We start from the raw sequence: 24,383 nt of genomic DNA on the forward strand, positions 1-24,383 counted from the left end.
CGAAAGGATATGCGCTAAAAATAGGTGCAAAAAAGCCTGTTGAACGTTCAACAGGCTAAAATAATCGGATTTAAATGTGGCGTACGGTTTACAAATATTTTATTGAATCATATTACGTAGTACGATAATTTCGACGCGACGATTTTTTTGTCTATTTTCCGCACTATCGTTGTCTGTTATCGGACGTGTGTCGCCATAACCAGCAATTTGGAATTTGCTCGCATCCATATGTTTATCATCCACGAAAAAGCGCAGCACGGACAAAGCGCGTTCTGCGGACAGCTCCCAATTATCTTTATAACGACCGCCAGCAGACATTTTTAAATTGTCTGTATGTCCTTCAATGCTGACTGTTGTATCTAATTGTGGGAATAAGCTAGCAAGCTTGTCCATAGTTGGAATGGCGTTAGCTTTTAAATCGGCACGGCCCAAATCGAACAGCAACTTATCGCTCATCCGAATGGCGATTCCTTTTGGCGTGTCGGCAACTTCAATCTGGTCACCTAGCTTATTCTCATTAACATATTGCTGAATAACGTTCATAAAATTACGCAACTGGGCTTCTTGCTTGCGGAAAGCTAAATCTTTTTCCGTAATCGCCCCAATAGCTACGGGCTTATCGTCTTTCATGTCACCCGAGCCGCCATCCTTGGCTGTCTTCAGCGCGCCCGTGTCGCCCGGTTTCGTATAGGCACCTTCTAAAATGCCAGCTCCCGCAGGCAACGCCGCACTATCGCCGAACGACGATTGCAGCGTTTGGGACAGCGATGCATATTTGCTAGCGTCGACTTGACTCATCGCGTACATCACGACAAAGAAGATCATTAACAGCGTAATTAAATCGGCATACGTAATGAGCCAGCGCTCATGACTGCTGTTCCCGCCTTCGGAATTTCGTCTATTCCTGCGTCTCATGAGCGAACCCCCGCTTCGCGTCAGATGCTGTCTTAAGCGACTTGAACGAGTCGTCTGCTAACAGAAAGGAGCTAAGCTTTTTGCGTAAAATTTGCGGGTTCTCCCCAGCTTGTACAGCAAGAACGCCGTACTGAATCATTTCCATAATACGCAGCTCTTCTTCGCTGCGAGTCTTAATCTTCGTTGCGATAGGCAAATAAATAATGTTGGCTGCCGCTACACCATAGAGCGTAGCTGTAAATGCTACCGCAATAGAAGGGCCTAAAGAGGACGGATCTGACAAGTTGCTCAACACGTGAATCAGTCCCATTACGGTACCGATAATACCCATCGTGGGTGAATAGCCGCCAGCTGCCTCAAATATTTTAGCGTAACTGTCGTGCTTCTGTTCGATCGCGTCCATTTCTAAATCAAGCATTTGCTTAACGAGTTCAGGGTCTGTGCCGTCTACGACCATCATCATCCCTTCGCGTACCGTGTTGTTGGGATGTTGCAGAGCTTGATCTTCGAGCGATAGTACACCTTCGCGACGTGCAATCGTGCCCATGGCAACGATGTCGTCAATGATTTGCTCGGCATTCGTCTCGGAACGGCGAAACGCCATGCGGAATGCTTGCGGTATGCTGCGCAGTCGATTTATAGGGAAACTGACTGCTACAGCAGCGAACGTACCGCCGAATACGATAAGGAATGCGGTTTTTTCCCACAATCCGCTTAAATGCCCGCCTTCCCAAATGAAGCCACCGATGAGTGCGGTTAATCCGGCTATAATACCTATTATCGTTGTTAAATCCATGAAATATAGTCATCTCCCTATCGCTGTGGTTAACGTTTCCCATTTGCATCCAATCTACGAAAGGAGTATAATAAAACGGGAACAAACATTCTTATTTTAATGATGCAATCTTAATCCTATTATCGGGTAAATCAAACATAAAGTTTAGCAAAATCATGCATTAGGGAGCGGTTGACGCAGTTTTGATTCAGAAGTCCTACTCCATTGTGTGAAACCATATGAAATTTTAAAAAGAATGCTTAGTCTAGGGCTATAGAGGCTATCCTAGTACGTAAGACATAATGTATATTTTAAGCTATTTATGAACGGTGTACATGAGGTTTTTAGTTCCATACAAGAACTTATATATAGCGTTGTGATGATGCGCCAGAACATAATTGAACGATATGCTAAAGGAGCGGTGAGGATAACGAGATGGCACAATTTGAGATAAGCTCGAAGACGTTTGAGCTGGTATCGGAATTTTCTCCACAAGGGGATCAGCCAGCGGCAATTCAGAAATTGGTGGAAGGTGTGCGCAAAGGGGAACGACAGCAGACGCTGCTTGGTGCAACAGGAACGGGGAAGACGTTTACGATCGCCCAGACGATCACCCAGCTAAACCGTCCTACACTTGTTATCGCACACAATAAGACTTTGGCTGCACAGCTATGTGCCGAGTTTAAAGAGTTCTTTCCTAACAATGCGGTAGAGTATTTTGTCAGCTACTATGACTACTACCAGCCCGAAGCATATATTCCTTCCTCCGACACGTATATCGAGAAAGATTCGAGCATTAATGAAGAAATAGATAAGCTGCGCCACTCGGCTACAAGCGCATTGTTTGAACGGCGCGATGTCATTATTGTAGCGAGCGTCTCTTGTATTTATGGTTTGGGTTCGCCAATTGAGTATGGAAACCTTGTGCTGTCATTGCGTGTTGGTATGGAGAGATCGCGGAATGACATTTTGGGCAAGTTGGTCGATATTCAATATCAACGTAATGATATGAATTTTGTGCGCGGAACGTTTCGGGTGCGCGGTGACGTTGTTGAAATCTTTCCTGCCTCCAAAAGTGAGCATGCGGTGCGGATCGAAATGTTCGGTGATGAGATTGAGCGCATTACGGAGATCGACGTGTTGACAGGCGAAATTATTGCGGAGCGGGAGCATGTGGCGATATTCCCTGCATCGCACTTCGTTACAGCTGCAGAGACGATGAAGGTTGCGCTCGTCAATATTGAGCGGGAGCTAGAAGAGCGGCTTGCTGTATTGCATGAGCAAGGAAAGTTGCTGGAAGCGCAGCGGTTGGAGCAGCGGACGCGCTACGATATTGAGATGATGCAAGAGATGGGCTTCTGTTCAGGCATCGAGAATTACTCGGGGCCGCTTACGTTCCGTGAGCCGGGGGCGACACCGTATACGCTGCTCGACTTTTTCCCTGACGACTTCTTAATCGTAGTCGATGAGTCGCACGTAACGCTGCCGCAAATTCGCGGTATGTATAATGGTGACCGTGCGCGGAAGACGGTCTTGGTCGACCACGGCTTCCGTTTGCCGTCGGCGCTCGACAACCGACCGCTCCAATTCGACGAGTTCGAGCAGAAGCGCAAGCAGTCGATATTTGTGTCGGCAACGCCGGGGCCGTATGAGCTTGAGCATTGTCCTGAAATGGTCGAGCAAATTATTCGTCCGACGGGGCTGCTTGACCCAGTGGTAGAGGTGCGTCCAACGAAAGGTCAAATCGATGACCTCTTAGAGGAAATTCGCGTGCGCATAAGTAAAGATGAGCGGGTATTGGTCACGACGTTGACGAAGAAGATGTCTGAAGATCTGACAGACTATATGAAGGAAATCGGCATTAAGGTGCGCTATTTGCACTCTGATATAAAGACGCTGGAACGGATGATGCTGTTGCGTGATTTGCGGCTTGGCGTTATTGACGTGCTTGTCGGGATTAACTTGCTGCGGGAAGGTTTGGATTTGCCCGAAGTGACGCTGGTGGCCATTTTGGACGCGGACAAGGAAGGCTTCTTGCGTTCAGAGCGCTCGCTCATTCAGACGATCGGTCGTGCGGCTCGTAACGCAGAAGGTCGCGTTATTATGTACGGAGATAAGATAACGGACTCGATGAACAAGGCGCTTCAAGAAACCGAGCGTCGGCGTACGATCCAAATCGCTTATAATGAACAGCACGGCATTACCCCACAGACGATTCAGAAAAAGATTCGGGGCGTTATCGAAGCAACGAAGACGGCTGAGACGAAGGCAGATTACGATGGCGGCAAATCGATGGAGAAGCTATCGAAAAAAGACCGTCAGTCGCTCGTTCAGCGTTTGGAAAAAGAGATGAAAGATGCAGCGAAAAACTTGCAGTTCGAGCGTGCAGCTGAGCTGCGCGATGCGTTGATGGAGCTGCGGGCAATGGAATAAGATTGTGTGCTCTGTGTTTATAGAAACATGCTAAAGCCGGTCCGCGTGGACCTAGAAGCAGGAGGGACATTTGTGGCTATTGAACATATCGTCATTAAAGGGGCGCGCGCCCATAACTTAAAAAATATCGACGTTACGATTCCACGTGATAAATTTGTTGTGTTAACTGGATTGAGTGGCTCGGGAAAATCATCGTTGGCGTTTGATACGATTTATGCGGAAGGACAGCGTCGTTACGTAGAGTCGCTGTCCGCATATGCTCGGCAATTTCTCGGTCAGATGGAGAAACCGGACGTAGATTCCATCGAAGGCTTGTCGCCTGCGATCTCGATCGATCAAAAGACGACGAGCCGCAATCCTCGTTCGACAGTCGGTACGGTTACGGAAATTTATGATTACTTGCGGCTGTTGTTTGCCCGTATCGGTCGTCCACACTGTCCGGATCACGGCATTGAAATTACGTCGCAGACCGTCGAACAGATGGTTGACCGGATTATGGCTTATCCGGAACGCACGAAGTTACAATTGCTTGCGCCAATTGTGTCTGGTCGTAAAGGCGAGCATAAAACCGTATTTGCCGACATTCAGAAGCAGGGCTTCGTACGTGTACGTGTGGACGGTGAGATACGCGAAGTATCTGAAAGTATCGAATTGGAAAAAAACAAGAAGCACAGCATTGAGGTTGTGGTTGACCGTATCGTTGTCAAAGAAGACGTGCAGTCGCGCTTGGCAGATTCGATTGAAACGGCATTGCAGTTATCTGGTGGCAAGCTGCTTGTTGATATTATCGATCAAGAGGAGCTTGTATTCAGCTCTAACTTGGCATGTCCAGAGTGCGGCTTCAGTATTGATGAGCTGGCACCGCGCATGTTCTCATTCAACAGCCCGTTTGGGGCTTGTCCAGACTGTGACGGCCTCGGTAATAAAATGATCGTTGACCCTGAACTGCTCATACCGGATGGGGATAAGTCGATTGATGATGGCGCATTCGAGGCGTGGGCTGGCAGTACGTCGAACTATTATCCGCAGTTTTTGAAATCGGTGTGCAGACATTTCGGAATTCCGACCGATATTCCAGTCTCACAGCTGGAGCCTGAACAGATGACGAAGCTACTGCACGGCACAGGCAGTGAAAAAGTAGTCTTCCGTTATGAGAACGATTTCGGCCATACGAAAGAAGCGCAAGTCGTCTTTGAGGGCATCATTCATAATTTGGAGCGTCGCTATCGGGAAACGGCATCTGAAGGCATTCGTGAGTACATTGAAGCGTTTATGAGCGCGAAGCCTTGTGGCGGATGCAAAGGGCATCGTTTGCGCAAGGAAAGCTTGGGCGTAACGATTAACGACAAAAATATGGCCTTTGCCACTGCGCTATCAATTGGCGAAGCAGAGCGCTTCTTTGCGGGCTTGCAGTTAACCGAGAAAGAGCAGTTAATTGCAAATCTTATTTTAAAGGAAATCAACGCGCGACTCGGCTTTTTAGTGAACGTCGGCTTAGAATATTTAACGTTAAACCGTGCGGCGGGCACGCTATCAGGCGGCGAAGCGCAACGAATTAGATTGGCTACCCAGATCGGCTCAAGCTTAATGGGTGTGTTGTACATTTTGGACGAGCCGAGTATCGGGTTGCACCAACGGGATAACGATCGATTGATTAAAACGTTGGAGCATATGCGCAATATAGGCAACACGCTTATTGTTGTAGAGCATGATGAGGATACGATGTTAGCAGCCGACTATATTATTGATATCGGTCCTGGTGCGGGCATTCACGGCGGTACGATTGTAGCCGCGGGAACGCCGCAGGAAGTTATGGCTGACAGCGCGTCACTGACAGGTCAATATTTAAGTGGCCGCAAGTTCATTCCGGTACCGTTGGAACGCCGTCAACCAGACGGGCGTTGGCTTGAAGTGCGGGGCGCGAAGGAGAACAACTTGCGTGGCGTCAACGCGAAGATACCGCTAGGTGTGTTTACAGCGGTAACAGGCGTATCCGGGTCGGGTAAATCAACGCTTATTAACGAAATCTTGTACAAGTCGTTGGCGCGTGAATTGAATAGAGCGAAGGTTCGTCCAGGCGATCATCGTGAAATTCGCGGTATTGAGCATATCGATAAAATTATTGATATCGATCAATCGCCGATCGGTCGTACGCCGCGCTCGAATCCGGCGACGTATACCGGTGTGTTTGACGATATTCGCGATTTGTTCGCGACAACGAACGAAGCAAAGATTCGCGGCTACAAAAAGGGTCGCTTCAGCTTCAACGTCAAGGGTGGCCGCTGTGAGGCTTGCCGCGGCGACGGAATTATTAAAATTGAGATGCACTTTTTGCCGGACGTCTATGTGCCTTGCGAGATATGCAAAGGCAAGCGTTACAATAGAGAGACGCTGGAAGTGAAATATAAAGGGAAGAACATTGCCGATATACTAGAGTTGACCGTAGAGGATTCGGTAGAGTTCTTCCAGAACGTTCCTAAGATTCATCGCAAGCTGCAAACGCTGCTTGATGTTGGTCTAGGCTACATGAAGCTGGGTCAGCCTGCGACAACGGTGTCAGGCGGTGAAGCACAGCGTGTGAAGCTGGCGGCAGAGCTGCATCGTCGTAGCACCGGCAAGACGCTGTATATTTTGGACGAGCCAACGACAGGTTTGCATGTCGCTGATATCGAGCGATTGCTGGAAGTGTTGCATCGCCTCGTCGATTCTGGGGAGTCGGTGCTTGTCATCGAGCACAATCTCGATGTTATTAAGACGGCCGACTATATACTCGACCTTGGCCCAGAAGGCGGCAGCGGCGGCGGTATGATTGTCGCGCAAGGTGTGCCGGAGGACGTGGTAGATGTGGCGGCATCGTACACAGGCCGCTATTTGAAGCCGATCTTGGAGCGCGATCGGAAGCGGACGGAGCAACTGGAAGATAAGGAAACACAGCAGGTGTAGCTTTAATTCGTGCCAGCTCGTGCTGGACCGATTAGCCTGTCCACTTTTGTATAGACAAATCGACTGTTTGTCCTTAGGGTAGGAACATTAAAGGCGCGAAATAGTACGGAAAGGCACGGTATGATCTCAGTAGAGGCACCGTGTCTTTTCGCTCATTTTTCATCTAAACAAAATCTTCATACGCTCATAAGCAGGAATGATTTCCCTTGATGCCGAAAGGTAGATCATCAAGCGAAAAGGGATGATGGCGATGGTACAGATGAGCGTTGGCGGCCAAAGCGTACAGGTACGCGGCATTTTGTTCGATAAGGATGGCACGTTGCTGCAATTTATTAGCTTGTGGGGATCGTGGGCAGAAATTGTGCTCGATGGTTTACAGGAGGAGCTGAAAAAGGAAGGGGCAGATTTGCCCGAGCAGCCTGGCTATATATTAGGCGTTTATTTAGAGCCGGACGGCAAAGTAAAGGCGCATGATCGAATGGGGCCGTTAGCGATGGGTTCGCCGACGCAAATGATCGGCATCGCTGCTTATTTGCTCTACAAAGAAGGCGTCGCGTGGAATGACGCTGTTCGCAGGGTGACAGCGGTATATGAACGCGCGAATGAGCGTCTAATTGAACAGGCCGACATACAGCCGATTGCAGGTGTTGCGGCATTTCTGGAACGCTGTCGCGAGCTAGGCGTGCGCACGGCTGTTGTAACTGCTGACGACAAACGTCCGTCAGAGCAGCATTTAGACAAGATGGGCATCCGGCATTTATTCGATGCTATCATCGGTGACGACTGTGTGGAGCGGGGCAAGCCGTATCCAGATATGGTAGAACTCGCGTGCCGCGAAATTGGTTTACAGCCTCACGAGGTAGCTGTTATTGGCGATTCTGTAGGTGATATGGAGATGGGGCACAGCGCTGGATCGATACTGCAAGTATTTATTGATGATGAATATCGGTTCGAGGCTGCTCCAGATTCCGCAGATGTGATGATTCGTGGTTACGATGAAATTGAATTAATGCCATTAAAGGTTCAATCGTAATCGGTTACATGTTTTTGTGATTTCGTGTTTCATTTATGAATGAAATCTATGAAATTATACATATTTACACATCATAGCGGCAAAAAACGTGAAGAATTGGTGACAATCTTGTTAAATATAATAAATTAGACTTGCATCCGATGTTGGGTAAATATAACATAGATGAAGATAGGTAAAATGTACGTGTAGAAGGAGGTCACAACATGTTATTGGCCGAAGCGGCAGTTGCATTAGGAAGTATTAAAGACCCTTTTAATATTATTATGCTTGCGTTTACATTGCTTTTATTATGGGCAGTTGTACGCCAGATCAAACAGCGTCCTCGCAACTGGTTTGCGCTAGGATTTGCCGTTGTTAGCTTACTCGTCTTTTTAGCAGCTGACTTCATTTTGATTAAAGGTTGGATTGATGGTACGTTATAGAACAGACAAATTGTATGAAAGCGCGAGCTAACATATAAAATAAAGTTCAAACAGACCGCGAACAGACTCTTTGATGGGAACATCAGAGAGTTTTTTTTGTAGTTTTTAAGATTAGGTTGCTGATCGATCAGGCTTCAAAGGAGAGTGATACGAATGCGTAGTAACAAGCGATATACATTTGAAAAATGGTGCGGGCGCAGGTTATGCAGCTGCTTTTTATTATTTGGTTTAACGACTATTATCGGGTACACGCTAATACCAAGTGCGATTTCAAGCGCAATGCCAAATTCAGTGCCAAGTTCAGTGCCTATAGCGTTTGCGGCAAGCACTGTGGCAGCCAGTACGGTAAATACGAGTAGTTCCGTTTCTCTACCAGCGAAAAAAGAAGGCGGCAAAGTGTTTGTGCAAGCAGATGCGTTCGTCCAAATGTTCGGTGGCAGTGGTACGTACGATGCAAAGACAAATTCATTCCGTTACATACCCAATGACGTATCGACAGTTGTCCAAAAGGTCGGTCCTTCAGTAGTTGCGATTATTGGTCGTGACAAGGAGGCCGAAGAGAGCGAAAATCCACTTGAAATGTTATCACACGGTACAGGTGTTATCGTCAAAGCAGATGGTTGGATCGTGACTAACGCGCACGTTATTACTTCGTTGAAGAAGCCCGTCGTAGTGACTCCTGATGGAAAGACGCATGCTGTGAAGAAATTTTTTGCGGACGAACTGAGCGATATTGCACTAGTTAAAATTGATACTAAAGGGCTTAAACCGGCTACATTTGTCCGCGCGGACGGGGCCCTCAAAGTAGGGGAGCCTGTTGTAGCAATTGGGACTCCTGTATCGTTCAATTTACGCAACTCCGCGACAGCAGGCGTCATAAGCGGGCTTGATCGAGCGCTGGAATCCAGCTATAAGTTGATTCAGACCGATGCGGCAATCAATCCAGGCAATAGCGGTGGGCCACTCGTCAATATGAAAGGTGAAGTCGTGGGCATCAATACGATGAAATATTCGGCTATCGGTATTGAAAATATGGGCTTTACGGTGCCTGCGGACACGGTAACGTTAGCGGTGCAGCATTTTTTTAAATTCGGCAAAGTAAAGCGTGCTTCAATCGGAGCTGAGCTCGAAGAGAGCTGGGAAGCATTTGTGGGCTTACCAACTAAGGATGCTGTGAAGGTCAGCGAGGTCGTCAGTGCCTCTGCTAAGAAGGCAGGCCTTAAAAAGGGCGACGTGCTGGTGGCGATTAACGGTAAGAAGATGAACAACCTCGTCGATGTTGTCGAATCGTTGAAGACGGTACTGCCAGGCAAACAGGTGAAGCTGACGATGCTTTCGCGAGGGAAGGTCGTGTCTCGAGTCGTCACTTTGACGGATGAGCCGAAACAAGAAGCTGTGGAATAAGTAGATGTGAAATCTGAGCAGGATTCCCCAACCAAGAGAACGTTTATATTAGCATAAGCTTTAATTGTGAGTCCTGTTTTTATTTAATATATCGTATTAACAGGAGGCTTTACATGAGTATGAAACGTTCACTTGTAAATGATTCAAGATCAAGAAAGATAGCATCAAGCGTGTTAAGCAAGACGACACTTAATCGGGCAATAATGACGCTAATACTGATCTCCTTGCTTCAGGTGAGCGTGCTGCCCGATTTAGGAAAGGTAGAGGCTAAAGCAGTTAAATCCGAAGCGAAGGGCCTATCCCTATTAGATAAGCTTATTCATCCAAATGCCAACAAATCCAGAATTGGAGATAGCTATTATCAGTGGTCAATGGCGTATCCAAAGGACTGGACATATGGTTCGTTGTCGTATGAAGAAGATATGATGGGCATTTGGAATGCACAAGAAACAGTAGCTGTAATTGTAGATGTTCGATCGTGGAAAGATATTGAATCCGAGTTTAATCTGTACAAGGCGCCATTTAAAGTCCCAGTCGAAGGGAAGGCAATGCTACTCCATTTAAAGGATTATGTTCAACAAACAGCTGTAATAAATGAGCGTATTGGAAAAATCGGAAATCTAACGTTTGCAGAAGTAATCGGTACCAGTGATGAAGGAAGCTATTTGATGAGGATGATGAATGCGAATGGGAACCGCTATTTGTATCGCGTGCATGATAGCTCTGTGAAACAGGCGACCCAATTAAGTAAGCATGCAGCACTGCTAAATAGCTTCCGTCCGCATTACAAACACGGCAAGTCGTTAGTTACCGATGTAAGCACGGAGGAACACGGCTTCCGTCGTGTGCATGTAAGGGAACGTGGCATGTCTTTTGACGTGCCTAGTAATTGGGTTGTTCGAGAAGATGACTTGTACATCCATGACAAGGTCTATAATGGCCAGTTGGAATCGTTTGTGGCTAAGGCAGAACAAGGATTGACTGTCCAGAAGCTAACAGAGCAGAAGCTGGCATTTTTAAAGAAGACTTACTTACCCGAGCACTTACAAGTACTACAAGAGGAAAATATAAAGCTCAAAAATAACATCACTGCTAAGTATGTAGTAACGAAGCATAGATATGGTAAGCAGTGGCGGATTGGTTATCAAGTGTTCGTCATTGAGCAGGGATTGAAGTTTCACTTGGCTTACAATGCAGACGAGACGGCACAAAGCCGTAAAGAAGGAGAGCGTATCGTGCGCTCTTTACAGTTTACCAATAATCTAAAGATCTTGAGTAACGTGCCAACTCAGACAGAGTGGTCAGCAGATTGGCAAGTAACGGATAAGCTTCATTTTGCTAGTGCAGGAATCACAGTTGATATTCCGAAATGGTGGCGGGAATTATTAACTCAGAGTCAATATGAAGATTTAAAGGTCACCTTGAAAGGCTCGGAGAACAAAATACTGGCTAGTTACAAACTGCCTAATAGTCATTTTTCATTGATGTTATTAACGGAAAAAAATACGGGTGCTGCGAAAAAGGCGATGGAAGTTTACTACAAAGGGTCCGATTCCGGTATCAAATTTGATACATGGAAATCGACCACTTTTAAGGGAATGCCAGCGTATGAGCTTAGTTTTAAAGGCGCCTCTATTTTTGAAAATGATAGCTCTCCTTACACAAGCAGACTGCTGTTAGTAGAGTATAGAGGGCGACAGGTAGTTATTTATTCCACGATGTATGATACGGCACGTACTCCAGAGATGCTGGAAATGATGGACCGAGTGATGGAGAGTGTCACGTTTAAGAAATAGGGTTTGTATTTGAGCAGAAAAAGGGATGCAGCTATAGACTGGGTGGTATGTGCTAAAGCAAATCGATGGACGCATAAACGACGATGGTGTACCTACCGTTATAGAGCATATGAAATGCATTGAGCGATAGAGAATGAAATGATGAGTTACGAAAGAATGATACTATATGCCTCTTAAGATGAGTGTGAACTCGTTTGAGAGGCATTTTTGTTTAAATGAAAAGAAAGTGCATTGACGGATGAACTTAGCTTGATTTGTCATGTGTGCACCTATTTTTCATGTTCAGTCAATTGAAATTTAATAAATGGGTTGATCTGGTGGTTTGCTCGATATTTTGTTGTGGATAGATTGTAGGACTTTAGGGTAAACTATATAGTTAGTGTTTCTTATATTTATTTTTAAAAAGTTAGTGTGATTAGCGTAAAAGCTATTGCTAACTGTCGTAGATTGTAGAGTACACCTTTTATATAGAGAAAAGCTTGGTGGAAGCTGCTATAAAGCATTGTTACGGAGGATGAGGATGACTACGTTGAAACGAGAAGATATTGAATTGTTGGCGCCTGCGGGCGATTGGGATTGTATGCGTGCGGCGGTGGCGAACGGCGCGGATGCGATCTTTTTTGGAGTGGAAAAATTTAATGCACGTGCGCGTGCGAACAATTTCCGTATGGACGAGCTGCCAGAAATTATGGCGTTTTTGCATAGCTATGGTGTGAAAGGTTTTTTGACGTTTAATATTTTGGTGTTTGAGGATGAGTTGAAAGACGCGAAGCAACTTATCGACGCTTGTGTTGAGGCGGGTGTTGACGCTGTTATCGTTCAGGATTTGGGCTTGGTGAAGCTGATTCGTCAAATTTCGCCGGACTTCCCGATTCACGGTTCGACGCAGATGACGATTACGTCGCCTGAGGCGGTGGAGTTTACGAAGCCGTTTGATATGGAGCGGGTCGTGCTTGGGCGCGAGAACAATTTGAAGCAGATTAAAAAAATTGGTGAATTGGCGAAGCTGCCGATGGAAGTGTTCGTGCACGGCGCGTTGTGCGTATCGTACAGTGGTCAGTGTTTGACGTCTGAAATGTGGGGCGGCCGTTCGGCGAACCGTGGTGAGTGCGCGCAGGCGTGCCGTTTGCCATATGACATGATGGTCGATGGGGAGCATTTCCCGATGGGCGATGTGACGTATTTGTTGTCGCCGAAAGATTTGGCGGCGATTGAATTGGTGCCAGACTTGATTGAAGCGGGCGTGACATCGTTTAAAATTGAAGGACGTCTCAAGAGCCCGGAGTATGTAGCGAACGTTGTGAGCAAGTACCGTAAGGCGATTGATGATCATTTTGATGGTACGTGGACGGGACCTACGAAGGAAGATGTACGTGAGTTGCAGCAGAGCTTTTCGCGTGGATTTACGCATGGCTTCTTGAGTGGTACGAACAACAAGATGCTTGTGGACGGGACGTTCCCGAAGAGCCGTGGTGTTTATTTGGGCACGGTGCAGCAAGTGTTGCGTGATGGCGTGGTCTGTAAGATAGAGGCGCCGCTTAAACGTGGAGACGGGATTGGGTTCGATGCAGGTGATCCGACGCAAAAGGAAGAAGGCGGACGCATTTATGACTTGCGTCGTAAAGGTGTGAAGCTGGAAGGCGAAGCTGAGGAAGGCTGGATCGTTGATATTGTGCCTGGTCGTCAGGATGTCGACTTGCGCCGAGTGAAAGTTGGCGACCGTATCTGGAAGACGGGCGACCAAGCGCTTGAGAAGCGCATGCGTGCTACGTACGAGACGGAGAAGCCTTACCGAGTGTTCCCTGTCCATGTGCGTGTAGAAGGCCGTGTAGGCGAGCCTCTGCGCACGTGGTGGACAGATGTGCAAAAGGGTACTGAAGTGCAAGTAGACTCAGAGCTGGAACTGGAAGCGGCACAGAAGCGCCCGATGGACGCAGCACTGCTGGAAGAGCAGCTTGGCCGCTTGGGCGGCACGGTGTATCAGCTTGAGCAAATGGAAGTGAAATTAGAAGGCGACGTCATTGTGCCGATGCGCGAACTGAATGCAATTCGCCGTCGTGCGGTTGATTACTTGGCAGGAGAGCGTCCGAAGCCTCCTGTGTACGTACAACGTGACGTAGACGTGTACGGTGATGCTGCGCGTGAGCAGGAACGCACAGTGGTTCCGTTTGGCGGAGCGCAGCTTACAGCGCTGTGCCGTACGTTGGAGCAGGTGCAGGTTGCGGTGAAGACCGATGTGGCGTTAATTTACGCCGATTTCGAATTTATTAAGCAGTTCCCAGCAGCTATCGAGGCATGTCGTGCGGCTGGCAAGCCAATCGCGCTTGTAACACCGCGTATCCACATGCCGAACGAAAATGGCTACCACCGCAACATCCTGAAGTTGAAGCCGGATGCGGTGCTTGTGCGTAACACGGGCGCACTGCATTTTTATACGCAGGCGAAGGCGGAGTTTGAGGCGAAGCAGCAGGCAGAGGGCGGCGCGAACAATGGAGAGACGTTCCCAACACTGATTGGCGACTTCTCGCTGAATGTTGCGAACCATAAGGCAGTTGAGCTATTCGCAGATGCTGGGTTGCAACTCATCACACCGTCGTATGACTTGAACATTCAGCAAATGATCGATATGCTCGGTCGTTCAGATACGTCCAAACTCGAAATCGTTATTCATCAGCATTTGCCGATGTTCCATACTGAGCACTGTGTATACTGCACGTTCTTGAGCGAAGGAACGGACTTCACGAACTGCGGACGTCCATGCGAAGAGCGCAGCATATCGTTGCGTGACCGTATCGGCATGTCACACCCAGTCCGTGTGGACGAGGGCTGCCGTAACACGGTATACAACGCTGTTGAGCAGTCTGGCGCGGAATATTTGCCGAACTTCCTTGAGCACGGCGTAAGCTCATACCGCGTTGAGTTCTTGGAGGAGACGCCGGAGCAGGTGACAGAGGTCATCGACCTGTATGGCCGTGCACTTCGTGGGGAGATCAGCGGTACGCAAGTATGGCGCAAGTTGAAAGCAACGAACCAGCTTGGCGTTACGCGTGGGCAGTTGGTGAAGTAAGGATACGAAGTTACGTTTCAATAGCGTAGTTGAGCTATTTTTGGAGAGGTTCTCATTAGTGAGAGCCTCTTTTTTATAAGGATGCATGTGAGGTTCCAGATGCTGTATAATGGCTTTACTATCATAACTTGAACAGACAATATATTAGGGGCGGAAGGAGTCGGATATATATGAAAGTTCGTAAAGCGATTATCCCAGCAGCGGGCTTAGGGACAAGATTCCTTCCTGCAACGAAAGCTATGCCGAAAGAAATGCTTCCTATCGTAGACAAACCAACCATTCAATTTATTGTTGAAGAGGCCGTGGCTTCAGGAATTGAAGATATAATCATCGTCACAGGTAAAAACAAACGAGCGATTGAAGATCATTTTGATAACGTATTTGAATTGGAACACATACTTCGTGAAAAAGATAAATTCTCCTTACTTGAGCAAGTCCGTAAGTCATCGGAAATGGCTGACATTCATTACATTCGTCAAAAAGAGCCACGCGGTCTCGGTCACGCGATTTGGTGCGCACGTAAATTTATTGGGAATGAGCCGTTTGCCGTATTGCTCGGCGATGATATTGTGCAGGCGGACAAGCCTTGCTTACAGCAATTAATAGAGACATATGAAGAACACGAATCTTCTATTGTCGGCGTGCAGCCTGTACCTTGGGAGCATGTGTCTCGTTATGGTGTAGTTGCGGGGCAGGAGATTAACGACCGACTTATTCACGCGGAGCGATTAATTGAAAAGCCTAAGCTTGAAGAAGCACCTTCTAACTGGGCCATTATGGGACGCTATATTTTAACGCCACGCATATTTGAGATCTTGGAAAAGCAAGAGGTAGGCGTTAACGGAGAGATTCAATTAACTGATGCCATCGCCCGACTAGGTGAGAAAGAGAACGTGTTGGCCTATCACTTTGAGGGCCAGCGTCACGATGTTGGCGAGATGATAGGCTTCATTGAAACGACAATTCACTATGCGTTGCAGCATTCGGAGCTTAGGGAACCTTTGCTGCACTACATGGAGCAGCAGCTTCAACAGGCACACAAAAAAACGGCCCGGGATTAACCGGAGCCGTTTTTTCCATATTAGTTAGCTTTAAAATTCATTGCTGCGATTTGTTCTACTTGCTCTTTTTCGGAAGGAGCTGCTGCCAATAGTTTGTCATACCATTGCTGATCAACATTACCAGCTTGAATAGTTGCCGCGACATACCAGCGAACTAATTCTCGATTGCTCTCTTGTGTTAAATCTTCTGACAAGTAAGGTTTCACTGCTTGTGCAGCTTGATTTGCATCACCCATCACATAGTAAGCGCGGACAGCGTTTAGCGCCATCGGAGTAGATACATGGAACGGTCTGCCTTGCTCTTGCCCTTTTGGCAATGATTTAATTCGTTCTACGCCTGCTTCAACATGCTTAAATGCAGCTATAACTTCATTCAAGTATTTACTTTTTTGTTCTGGCTGTGCAGTGACTGCACTGTAACCTTTGCGGAACGTAATATCCATATATCTTGTATACCATTCCATGTCCCAAGGGAAATGAGAAGCATATTTGGACATAATGTTGTAAACTTCATCGTCTAATCCTTTAGCTTCATATAACTGCATTAATCGTAACAGCAAGATTTTATTATAAGGCTCTTCTTCCAATGCTGTTTTAAAGCTGTCCTCAGCTATTTTAAAGAACTCTTCGTTGTTTTCCTGCTTATATACAGATGTATACAGTTTTCCTTTTTGTTCAGCATATTCAGGGTGTGCTGGACGAGCTTGCATTGCTTTATCCAGATGCTTCATCGTTTCACCTAAATTTTTTGTTTGCTCCAAAGTTACCAACGAATCTTTATATGAACTAGAAGCTTGAGCAAAAACAATGGAAGTAATAAATAACAGTATGGATGATAAGGCTAAGACGCTAGTCATTGTAGCACGAAATACCGTTGGTTTGAACTTGGCTAGCGGCTTAGAGTCTATGGCCGCCACCATTCCACCCAAGCTGAAAAAGACAAGCATACCGATATATACATAATGCATGTTTAGGTCAAGCAAACTGTGAATTAAAATACTCGTTGCAATAATAAAGTAGATAAAATGTTTATCTCTTGTTGCGTCGTCCGCTTTAAAATAAGTGCGAATATATTGATAATAGATATATATCAAAAACGCAAATATAACTAGAAATCCGACAAAACCCACATCCGTTAAGTATTGAAGCGCAAAGCTGTGGGGATTTTCTATTCTGTAAGGGTTGCCCTCATACTTTTCATGCAAATCCCGCCATGCACCGCCACCTGCTCCGAACAACGGGTGGTCTGTTGCCATTTTTAGTGCATCTTTATGAAATGCGATACGTTCCAACAAACTGTGTTGTTGTAAGTTAATATTATCGAGACGGGTTGCAATGTTTTCTGGCAACAAGCTTTTAGCATTCGTACCGATTAATATGACGATGAGTACTATTCCTACAAGTGCACCACCTACAGGAATTATGGCAGTAGCGAATTTTTTTGCTGAAAATTGCTCAAGCTTTTGCTCCAACCACGGCGCTATGTAACGTTGAATAACAAGACTTAAGGCCATGACCACTAACGACGCAGCAATGACATAGAACCAGCCTTTCATTGCTTGTGGATTATCAGTGTTATTATGTAGCGCTAAGCCGATTTCGGTTACAGGATTCACGATCAATACGGTTGCTATAACGCCAATGCCTAAATGAACAAACCATAGCAATTGTCTAGCAGGTTTAATAAATAGCAATACAAGAATAAAAATAACAGGCAACAGGACTAGGCCTGCGCGTGAAAGAGTAAGCAGTATCGATAAAAGTATAGGTACTAATATGAAACTGTGTGCAGCCTGAGCAACCATTTTTCGTGCAGATGTAAGATAAAATAATGCAACAAATAAAAAGGCCATTAAGTATGCCGCATACGTATTCGCATATTGAAATACCGAAGTGAGACGGAAGCCGTCCCTAGTAGCTAATACGGCATCATGGTAAAGGCCATTTTCTTTAAATGGTATGAACCAACCAAATAAGGTGCTAATTACGGTCGTTGTTTTGAACCAGTGCATAAGACCAAAAATAACAATACTATAAGCGCTTCCCACGATGATTTTTGCTATAAGACTATTTAGATTCTCATTCTTAGTGACCTGAATGCTTGCAATGAAAAAGAACGCACAAACAAACTGAATAAGAACCATGTTTGTTGCTAAATAATTTGATACTGCTGGTATTAATGAGATGAGATATACCAATGGTAGTACAAATACGGCTAACTGTAGGATATCCCTGTTTGTAATCTCTGATTTAGACTTGTAGATTGCTACTGCGCTGACAGCAGCAACTAAAGTGGTGAGCATAACACTATAATAAATTTTTTGCTCATGACCAGCTATTTGCCCATTAAAAAGGCTCATTTGAAAAGGAGCCCATATTAATATTAAGGTTACCAAGCCAAGCAGAATCCATTCCAAAGTAGATGTAGGTTTATTGTTGCTTTGATTACCAATTGCATTACTTTTTGTATACCCATATGAAGACAAGTAATTCAACTCCTTACGTAATTTTAGAAGTAATAAACTGCTGTATGCTTTGTTTAAATCTCTCTTTACTAAATGTTTCCGCGTGTGCGCGTATGAAATTAGAGTCAAAATCAATATTATTAATTTGTTTTAATTTATCAATAATTTCAGTTACGTTAGGCTCATAGAAGAATAGTCCCGTCTGACCTTCGATTACAGTTTCAAGGGCACCTCCTTTACCATAAGCAAGAACAGGTCGACCGCTTGCCTGAGCCTCCAATGGTGTAATTCCAAAGTCTTCTTCACCACCTAAAATAAATGCTCGGCATTTCGAGTAGTGCTCTGCAATAACATGATCAGGTTGATACCCTAAAAACTTAATATTTGAATGTGCCATCTGTTCTAAACGTTTTCGATCATATCCATCACCGATAATAACTAAAGGCCACTTTAATTGATTAAAAGCTTCAATGATTAAATCAATGCGCTTATATGGGATTAAGCGCGAAACGATAAGATGATAATCTTCACTTTCATCACTGAAAGTAAACTGTTCTAAGTTAACAGGTGGATGAATGACGCTGGAATCACGACCATAGTATTTTTTGATTCTTTTCGAGACGTTATAAGAGTTAGCAATAAAATGATCTACGCGATTAGCAGAAGCATAATCCCATAGCCTTATCTTGTGTAATACTCGAGGTAACATCCATTTGAACAATGGGTTTTTAAGTTCCTCCATGTATTGATGGTACAAATCCCAAACATATCGCATAGGCGTATGGCAGTAGCAAATATGAACCTGATTCGGATTCGTAATTACTCCTTTTGCAAATGCGCTTGATGTTGACAGGACGACGTCATATTGCCGCAAATCGAATTGCTCCACGGCTAATGGAAATAAAGAAAGCATTTTTTTATAATGCTTCTTTGAAAAAGGTATGTTTTGTATAAAGGAGTTGTGAATTTGCGCCTGCTGAAACACGGCGGGCATCTTCTTCATATCGGAAATAAGCGTGTAAACAGGTGCATCAGGATACAGTTCCATAAATGCTTCTAGTACTCTTTCCGCTCCGCCATGTTGATTAATATAATCATGTACGATCGCTATCTTCATTATTAATCTCCTTAATCTTTATTAAAGAAGACTTTGATAAACCTCAATAGTCTTGTCGGCTGTGCTCTTCCAGCTAAATTGTCGTGATTGTGCAATGGAATAGCGGCACCACTTTTCTCGTAGCGCACGGTCGTTAATAACAGCGTACATTTTATCTGCCCAATCTTCTGGTTCACTAGGATCGCATAGCAATCCGTCAGGACCAATAACTTCAGGTATAGATGAAGTATTTGAACCTATAACCGGAACCCCACATTTCATGGCTTCGACTAAGGGTAAGCCAAAACCTTCGTACCAAGAAGGCATTGCAAATAGGGTTGCGCCGTTATAGATAAAAGGCAAGTCTTCGTCAGAGACATAGCCTGTAAAGACCACCTTATCTTCTAAACGGTGCGTTTCAATGTATTGATAGAGCGATGACGTTTTCCACCCTTTTGCGCCTACAATAACTAATTTTATATCGCTCTGATGATTACTAACTAGGCTATGGTAAGCCTGAAGTAACGTGGTAAGGTTTTTCCGAGCTTCGATCGTGCCTACAAACAAAATGTAATTGTCGGGTAAATGATACTTTTTCAAAACATCCACATAATCATTACGAGCAATAGGTTGAAACTCGTCTGTTGCAGCGAGCGGTGTCACTGTAACTTTTTCAGGTGCAACTGACAATAACTCGACGATGTCTCTCTTTGTTGCTTCTGAAATGGTAATAATATGGTCGGCGTTATTTGCGCAATAGGGTACCCAGCTCATATGGTGCTTGTATATCTTATCACTTGTTGTTTCGGGATATTTCATAAAAGCTAAATCATGAATGGATACAATTTTTCGACCTTTATTTATTGGAACATACGTAAAGTTAGTACCATGATAAATATCGAATTTTTTCTTAAGGGACCAGTCACAAGGTAGATTGTAGCTGAAATTCGGTTTCATTAATCTTCGAATGACTTTATAAGGATAACGAAAAGTAAATAAGTGTTGTTGGCTAGCCTGAACGGGTAACTTTTCACTGTTTAAATTTGTAAATAATTGATTGAACCCTAGTGTTACATCGACATCAGATAAATGTTGAAGCTGCTCATATAAACAGGCCGTATAGCGGCCAATACCCGACAGATTGCCGAGTAATGGCTGGCCGTCAAGGCATACTTTCATTAGTAAGCTCCTTCACCTTTAAGCACAACAGGAATTGTTTTTAATAATATTTTGAAATCGAGACCAATACTCCAGTTCTCAATGTAGTATATATCCAAATTAATCCATTGCTGAAAAGATAAATCACTGCGACCACTAACTTGCCAAAGCCCCGTTATACCTGGTAATACTTCAAGTCTGCGCCACTCCCAGTCACCATATTGCTGTACTTCAATTTCAAGAGGGGGACGAGGGCCTATTAGGCTCATGTTTCCTCTTAGTACGTTAAATAACTGAGGCAGTTCATCGATCGAATATTTTCTGATAAAACGCCCAACCTTAGTAATACGCGGATCATTTTTCATTTTGAACGCAATACCTTCAACTTCATTTTGCTGTGCTAAAGTTGTAAGTAAATCGTCCGCGTTCTGAACCATGGAGCGGAATTTGTACATATTAAATGGTTTTCCATTTTTCCCGATTCGTTTTTGCTTGTAAAGGATAGGTCCTCTTGATTCCAATTTAATGCATACTGCAGTGAAAAGCAAAACGGGAAGCACGAGTACTAATCCTATTGTAGATAATAACAAATCATTCGTCCTTTTAAGGATGTAACCTGCCCCTTTCATAGGTGTTCGCACTAATGAAACGGTAGGTAAAGAATTTATATTACCGACTTGTACAGAGCTGAATACGAGATTAAACATATCCGGTATAATTTTAATTTCAATTGGTGATTTTCTAAAATCACTAATAATGGCATGTACTAACTCACGTTCTGATGGGATAGAAATGATGATTTCATCGATAAGGATCTCATTTTCAATCAATTTTCTTAAATCTGTTATCTTTCCAAGGCATGAAATCCCTTCAATATTTATGTTTATCTCATCATCTATATAACCTACGACTCGATAGCCTAGCCATTTATATTGTTGAAACTCTTTTATTAGGGCCTGACCTATTTTCCCGGCACCAACAATAATGACTGATTTAGCTAATAGCTGCTGGGAAGCAAGTTTTAAATACAGCTTACGTTTGATGAACCGCACAATCGATGTCGTTACGATCGTCACTAGCCAAAAACTTGTAATTACAATGCGTGATAAATCCGTGATTTTGAACAAAAAGCTCAAGCCAACAGCCAAAATGATTGCAAACGAGAGTGCCCTAGATGTCTTTATGATCTCGTCAACTAATCCAGATGATGCGATGAATGAGTGAACGCGAAATTTGAGTATAAAGAAACCGTATATGATTAGGAAAATAAAATAGAAATAAAGGTAACTTATAAATCTTGGATTAGCGAGTTCGAATAATTCAAAAGGGATATTGAATTCAATATGAATACGCCACGAATATAATAGGAAATAGATCAAAGTTATTAATGAAATTTCACTAGCTGTGAATAAGAAAGAGAACACTTTCAGGATCGACTTTTTACTTTGTATCCGTTGATTAAGTTCAAAGGAGGGTAGAAACGGATTTTCTTTTGCCTCTTTTGTCTTATACCTGTATTCCAAACGAATGCTCCTCCAAATCAATTGAATAAAATATTCTAGCAATTATTTGATGTTTGTAGAAAAATGTATAATTTATTGTTACGATATAAGATATGTAAAGATTCAACACAATTATACCGCTTTTTGACGAAATAAGGTATGTGATGACGATTCGTTAATTGAATTATTTTTTCCAGCTAGAGTATAATATTATTTTAGATTCAATTGGAGGTACAACCATGGATGTAACGGCAGTCATTATGGCAGGAGGAAAAGGTGAGCGTTTTTGGCCTAAAAGTCGGACTAATCTGCCTAAGCAGTTTTTAAATATATCTGGAAGCAAGTCAATGATTCAGCAATGTGTAAGTAGACTGCAAAAATACATAGATATTGAGAAAATTTTTGTTGTAACGAATAAACTGTATGCCGAATTAATTAAGGCTCAAATACCTGCTTTGCCTTCTGATAATATTATTATTGAACCGATTGGGCGTAATACGGCACCTTGTGTAGGGCTTGCGTCTATTATTATTGAAGAGAAATTTCCGAATAGTACGATGGTAGTCTTGCCGTCAGATCATATTATTAAAGATGAAGATGAATTTTTGAACATCTTAAAAACAGCAGTAGAGGTTAGTCAGGATGGACAAAGTCTTGTTACGTTAGGTATTCAGCCAACATACCCTGAAACAGGATATGGTTATATTGAAAGCTCGGATGACATCGTTGCCGTAAACGGACTTAACGTGCATAAGGTTGAGCAATTTGTCGAGAAGCCTGATCTGGAAAAAGCAACTGCGTATATAGAAGCTGGGAACTACTACTGGAACAGTGGGATATTTGTTTGGAGAACAGACGTTATTCGGGGCTATATTAAGGAACATATGCCGCAGGTTCATGATATATTAGAAACGATGAAAGCATCATTTAAGAACAATGACCGTAACGTGGTCGTTAGTACGGAATTTCCAAAAATGCCGGATCAATCTGTGGATTATGGTATTATGGAAAAAGTGAAACATATTTATGTGATTCCGTGCGTATTTGGCTGGGATGATGTAGGCAGTTGGACAGCGCTTGAGCGAATTAATGAATCAGATGAAAACGGAAACGTTGTTCGTGGGAATTCATTAAACATAGATACGAAAAGATGTATCATAGAGAGCAATGGGAAATTGATTGCTACATTAGGCGTTGAAGATTTAATTATTGTTGAGACAGATGATGTCACGCTTATATGTAATAAAGATAAAGCACAAGAAATTAAATCTCTGATCAAAGAAATTCGAGTTCAAAAGATGGAGCATTACCTCTAAATCGATCATAAAGGAAGTTGATTTTGATGGAAAAACGCGCGTTAGTTACAGGAATTACAGGACAAGATGGTTCTTACTTAGCAGAGTTGTTGTTGGAGAAGGGTTATAAAGTGTTTGGCTTGAGAAGAAGAACAAGTGTCCCAATTATGGAGAACATTGAGCATATTAAGAACGATATTGAGTTTATCGACGGGGATCTTCTGGATCTTAGCTCGCTTATGCAGGCTGTTAAAATTGCTAATCCTGATGAAGTGTATAACTTGGCTGCGCAGTCTTTTGTCGGCACATCATGGACACAACCTGGATTAACTGCTCAAGTGACAGCACTTGGAGTTACAAATATGTTGGAAGCTGTTCGTCTTGTTAAGCCGGAAGCGCGTTTCTATCAAGCTTCCAGCAGTGAGATGTTTGGTAAAGTAATGGAGACGCCACAAAAAGAGACAACTCCATTCTATCCACGCAGCCCTTATGGTGTGGCTAAGGTTTACGGACATTGGATTACTATTAACTATCGCGAAAGCTTTGATATGTTTGCTTGCTCTGGTATTTTGTTTAACCATGAATCTCCACGTCGTGGCGTTGAGTTTGTTACACGCAAAGTAACAGATGCTGTGGCTCGAATTAAGCTTGGACTTCAATCTGAGCTGCGCATGGGCAACTTGGATGCAAAGCGCGACTGGGGATTTGCAGGGGACTACGTTAAGGCGATGTGGTTGATGCTACAGCAAGACACGCCAGATGATTACGTTATTTCCACAGGTGAAATGCATACGGTTCAAGAGTTGGTTGAAATCGCATTTGGGCACGTAGGACTTAACTGGCAAGACTATGTTGTTATTGATCCGAAGTTTGTTCGTCCAGCGGAAGTTGATCTCTTGCTAGGAGATTGTACAAAGGCTAAACAGCAACTTGGATGGGATCTTGAAGTAGGCTTTGAGCAGCTTATTAAGATGATGGTAGATAGTGATTTGGAAAAATACAAGGGTTAAGAATGGAG

16 protein-coding genes are annotated in these 24,383 nt (G+C 44.2%); 10 read left to right on the forward strand and 6 right to left on the reverse strand.

Annotated elements, in window-relative coordinates:
• Window positions 1–99: 99 nt before the first annotated feature.
• Window positions 100–915, reverse strand: a complete 816-nt coding sequence (locus tag KIK04_RS12485) for a flagellar motor protein MotB (protein WP_232274042.1) — start codon at window positions 913–915, stop codon at window positions 100–102.
• A complete protein-coding gene (locus KIK04_RS12490) occupies window positions 899–1,711 on the reverse strand; it encodes a flagellar motor protein (RefSeq protein ID WP_232274043.1) in 813 nt (270 codons plus the stop codon). The genes KIK04_RS12485 and KIK04_RS12490 overlap by 17 nt, the downstream gene beginning before the upstream one ends.
• 414 nt (window positions 1,712–2,125) lie before the next feature.
• Between KIK04_RS12490 and uvrB the strand changes: the two genes are divergently transcribed.
• From uvrB to galU, 8 genes are all read left to right on the forward strand, one after another.
• The gene (gene uvrB / locus KIK04_RS12495) at window positions 2,126–4,123 is read left to right on the forward strand and encodes an excinuclease ABC subunit UvrB (protein WP_232274044.1); all 1,998 of its coding nucleotides are present in this window, start codon (window positions 2,126–2,128) and stop codon (window positions 4,121–4,123) included.
• Between the two features lie 72 nt (window positions 4,124–4,195).
• On the forward strand, window positions 4,196–7,066 hold the full coding sequence (gene uvrA / locus KIK04_RS12500) for an excinuclease ABC subunit UvrA (protein ID WP_232274045.1): 2,871 nt from the start codon (window positions 4,196–4,198) through the stop codon (window positions 7,064–7,066).
• Window positions 7,067–7,307: 241 nt separating this feature from the next.
• Window positions 7,308–8,099, forward strand: a complete 792-nt coding sequence (locus tag KIK04_RS12505) for an HAD family hydrolase (protein ID WP_232274046.1) — start codon at window positions 7,308–7,310, stop codon at window positions 8,097–8,099.
• Window positions 8,100–8,302: 203 nt separating this feature from the next.
• Window positions 8,303–8,521 carry a DUF2759 family protein gene (locus KIK04_RS12510; protein ID WP_232274047.1) on the forward strand — a complete coding sequence of 73 codons (219 nt, stop codon included), beginning with the start codon at window positions 8,303–8,305 and terminating at the stop codon, window positions 8,519–8,521.
• Window positions 8,522–8,674: 153 nt separating this feature from the next.
• A complete protein-coding gene (locus KIK04_RS12515; RefSeq protein ID WP_232274048.1) occupies window positions 8,675–9,925 on the forward strand; it encodes a S1C family serine protease in 1,251 nt (416 codons plus the stop codon).
• 113 nt (window positions 9,926–10,038) lie between these two features.
• Window positions 10,039–11,721 (forward strand): hypothetical protein, encoded by a 1,683-nt coding sequence (locus tag KIK04_RS12520; protein WP_232274049.1) that lies wholly within the window; start codon window positions 10,039–10,041, stop codon window positions 11,719–11,721.
• A 514-nt stretch (window positions 11,722–12,235) separates the two neighbouring features.
• On the forward strand, window positions 12,236–14,788 hold the full coding sequence (locus KIK04_RS12525; RefSeq protein ID WP_232274050.1) for a U32 family peptidase: 2,553 nt from the start codon (window positions 12,236–12,238) through the stop codon (window positions 14,786–14,788).
• A 170-nt stretch (window positions 14,789–14,958) separates the two neighbouring features.
• Entirely contained in the window at window positions 14,959–15,849 is an 891-nt protein-coding gene (galU, locus tag KIK04_RS12530) for a UTP--glucose-1-phosphate uridylyltransferase GalU (RefSeq protein WP_232274051.1), read from the forward strand.
• 20 nt (window positions 15,850–15,869) lie between these two features.
• On the opposite strand, the gene KIK04_RS12535 is transcribed toward galU, so the two are convergent.
• The 4 genes from KIK04_RS12535 to KIK04_RS12550 are packed head-to-tail and all read right to left on the reverse strand — an operon-like array spanning window position 15,870 to window position 21,992.
• Window positions 15,870–18,335 (reverse strand): O-antigen ligase family protein, encoded by a 2,466-nt coding sequence (locus KIK04_RS12535; protein WP_232274052.1) that lies wholly within the window; start codon window positions 18,333–18,335, stop codon window positions 15,870–15,872.
• Window positions 18,336–18,348: 13 nt separating this feature from the next.
• Complete coding sequence (locus tag KIK04_RS12540) at window positions 18,349–19,431, reverse strand: glycosyltransferase (protein ID WP_232274053.1); 1,083 nt, start codon at window positions 19,429–19,431, stop codon at window positions 18,349–18,351.
• Between the two features lie 21 nt (window positions 19,432–19,452).
• A complete protein-coding gene (locus KIK04_RS12545; protein WP_232274054.1) occupies window positions 19,453–20,589 on the reverse strand; it encodes a glycosyltransferase family 4 protein in 1,137 nt (378 codons plus the stop codon).
• Window positions 20,589–21,992: a sugar transferase gene (locus KIK04_RS12550; RefSeq protein WP_232278714.1), complete on the reverse strand. Its 1,404-nt coding sequence runs from the start codon at window positions 21,990–21,992 to the stop codon at window positions 20,589–20,591. Before KIK04_RS12550 ends, KIK04_RS12545 begins: the two co-directional genes overlap by 1 nt.
• A 317-nt stretch (window positions 21,993–22,309) precedes the next feature.
• Here KIK04_RS12550 and KIK04_RS12555 point away from each other — a divergent pair, with 317 nt between their 5' ends.
• Both KIK04_RS12555 and gmd read left to right on the forward strand, forming a co-directional pair.
• Window positions 22,310–23,386, forward strand: a complete 1,077-nt coding sequence (locus tag KIK04_RS12555; protein ID WP_232274055.1) for a mannose-1-phosphate guanylyltransferase — start codon at window positions 22,310–22,312, stop codon at window positions 23,384–23,386.
• A gap of 26 nt (window positions 23,387–23,412) precedes the next feature.
• Window positions 23,413–24,375, forward strand: a complete 963-nt coding sequence (gmd, locus tag KIK04_RS12560; RefSeq protein ID WP_232274056.1) for a GDP-mannose 4,6-dehydratase — start codon at window positions 23,413–23,415, stop codon at window positions 24,373–24,375.
• Window positions 24,376–24,383: the final 8 nt, after the last annotated feature.

The organism is Paenibacillus sp. 481, assembly GCF_021223605.1.
GTDB lineage: Bacteria > Bacillota > Bacilli > Paenibacillales > Paenibacillaceae > Paenibacillus_B.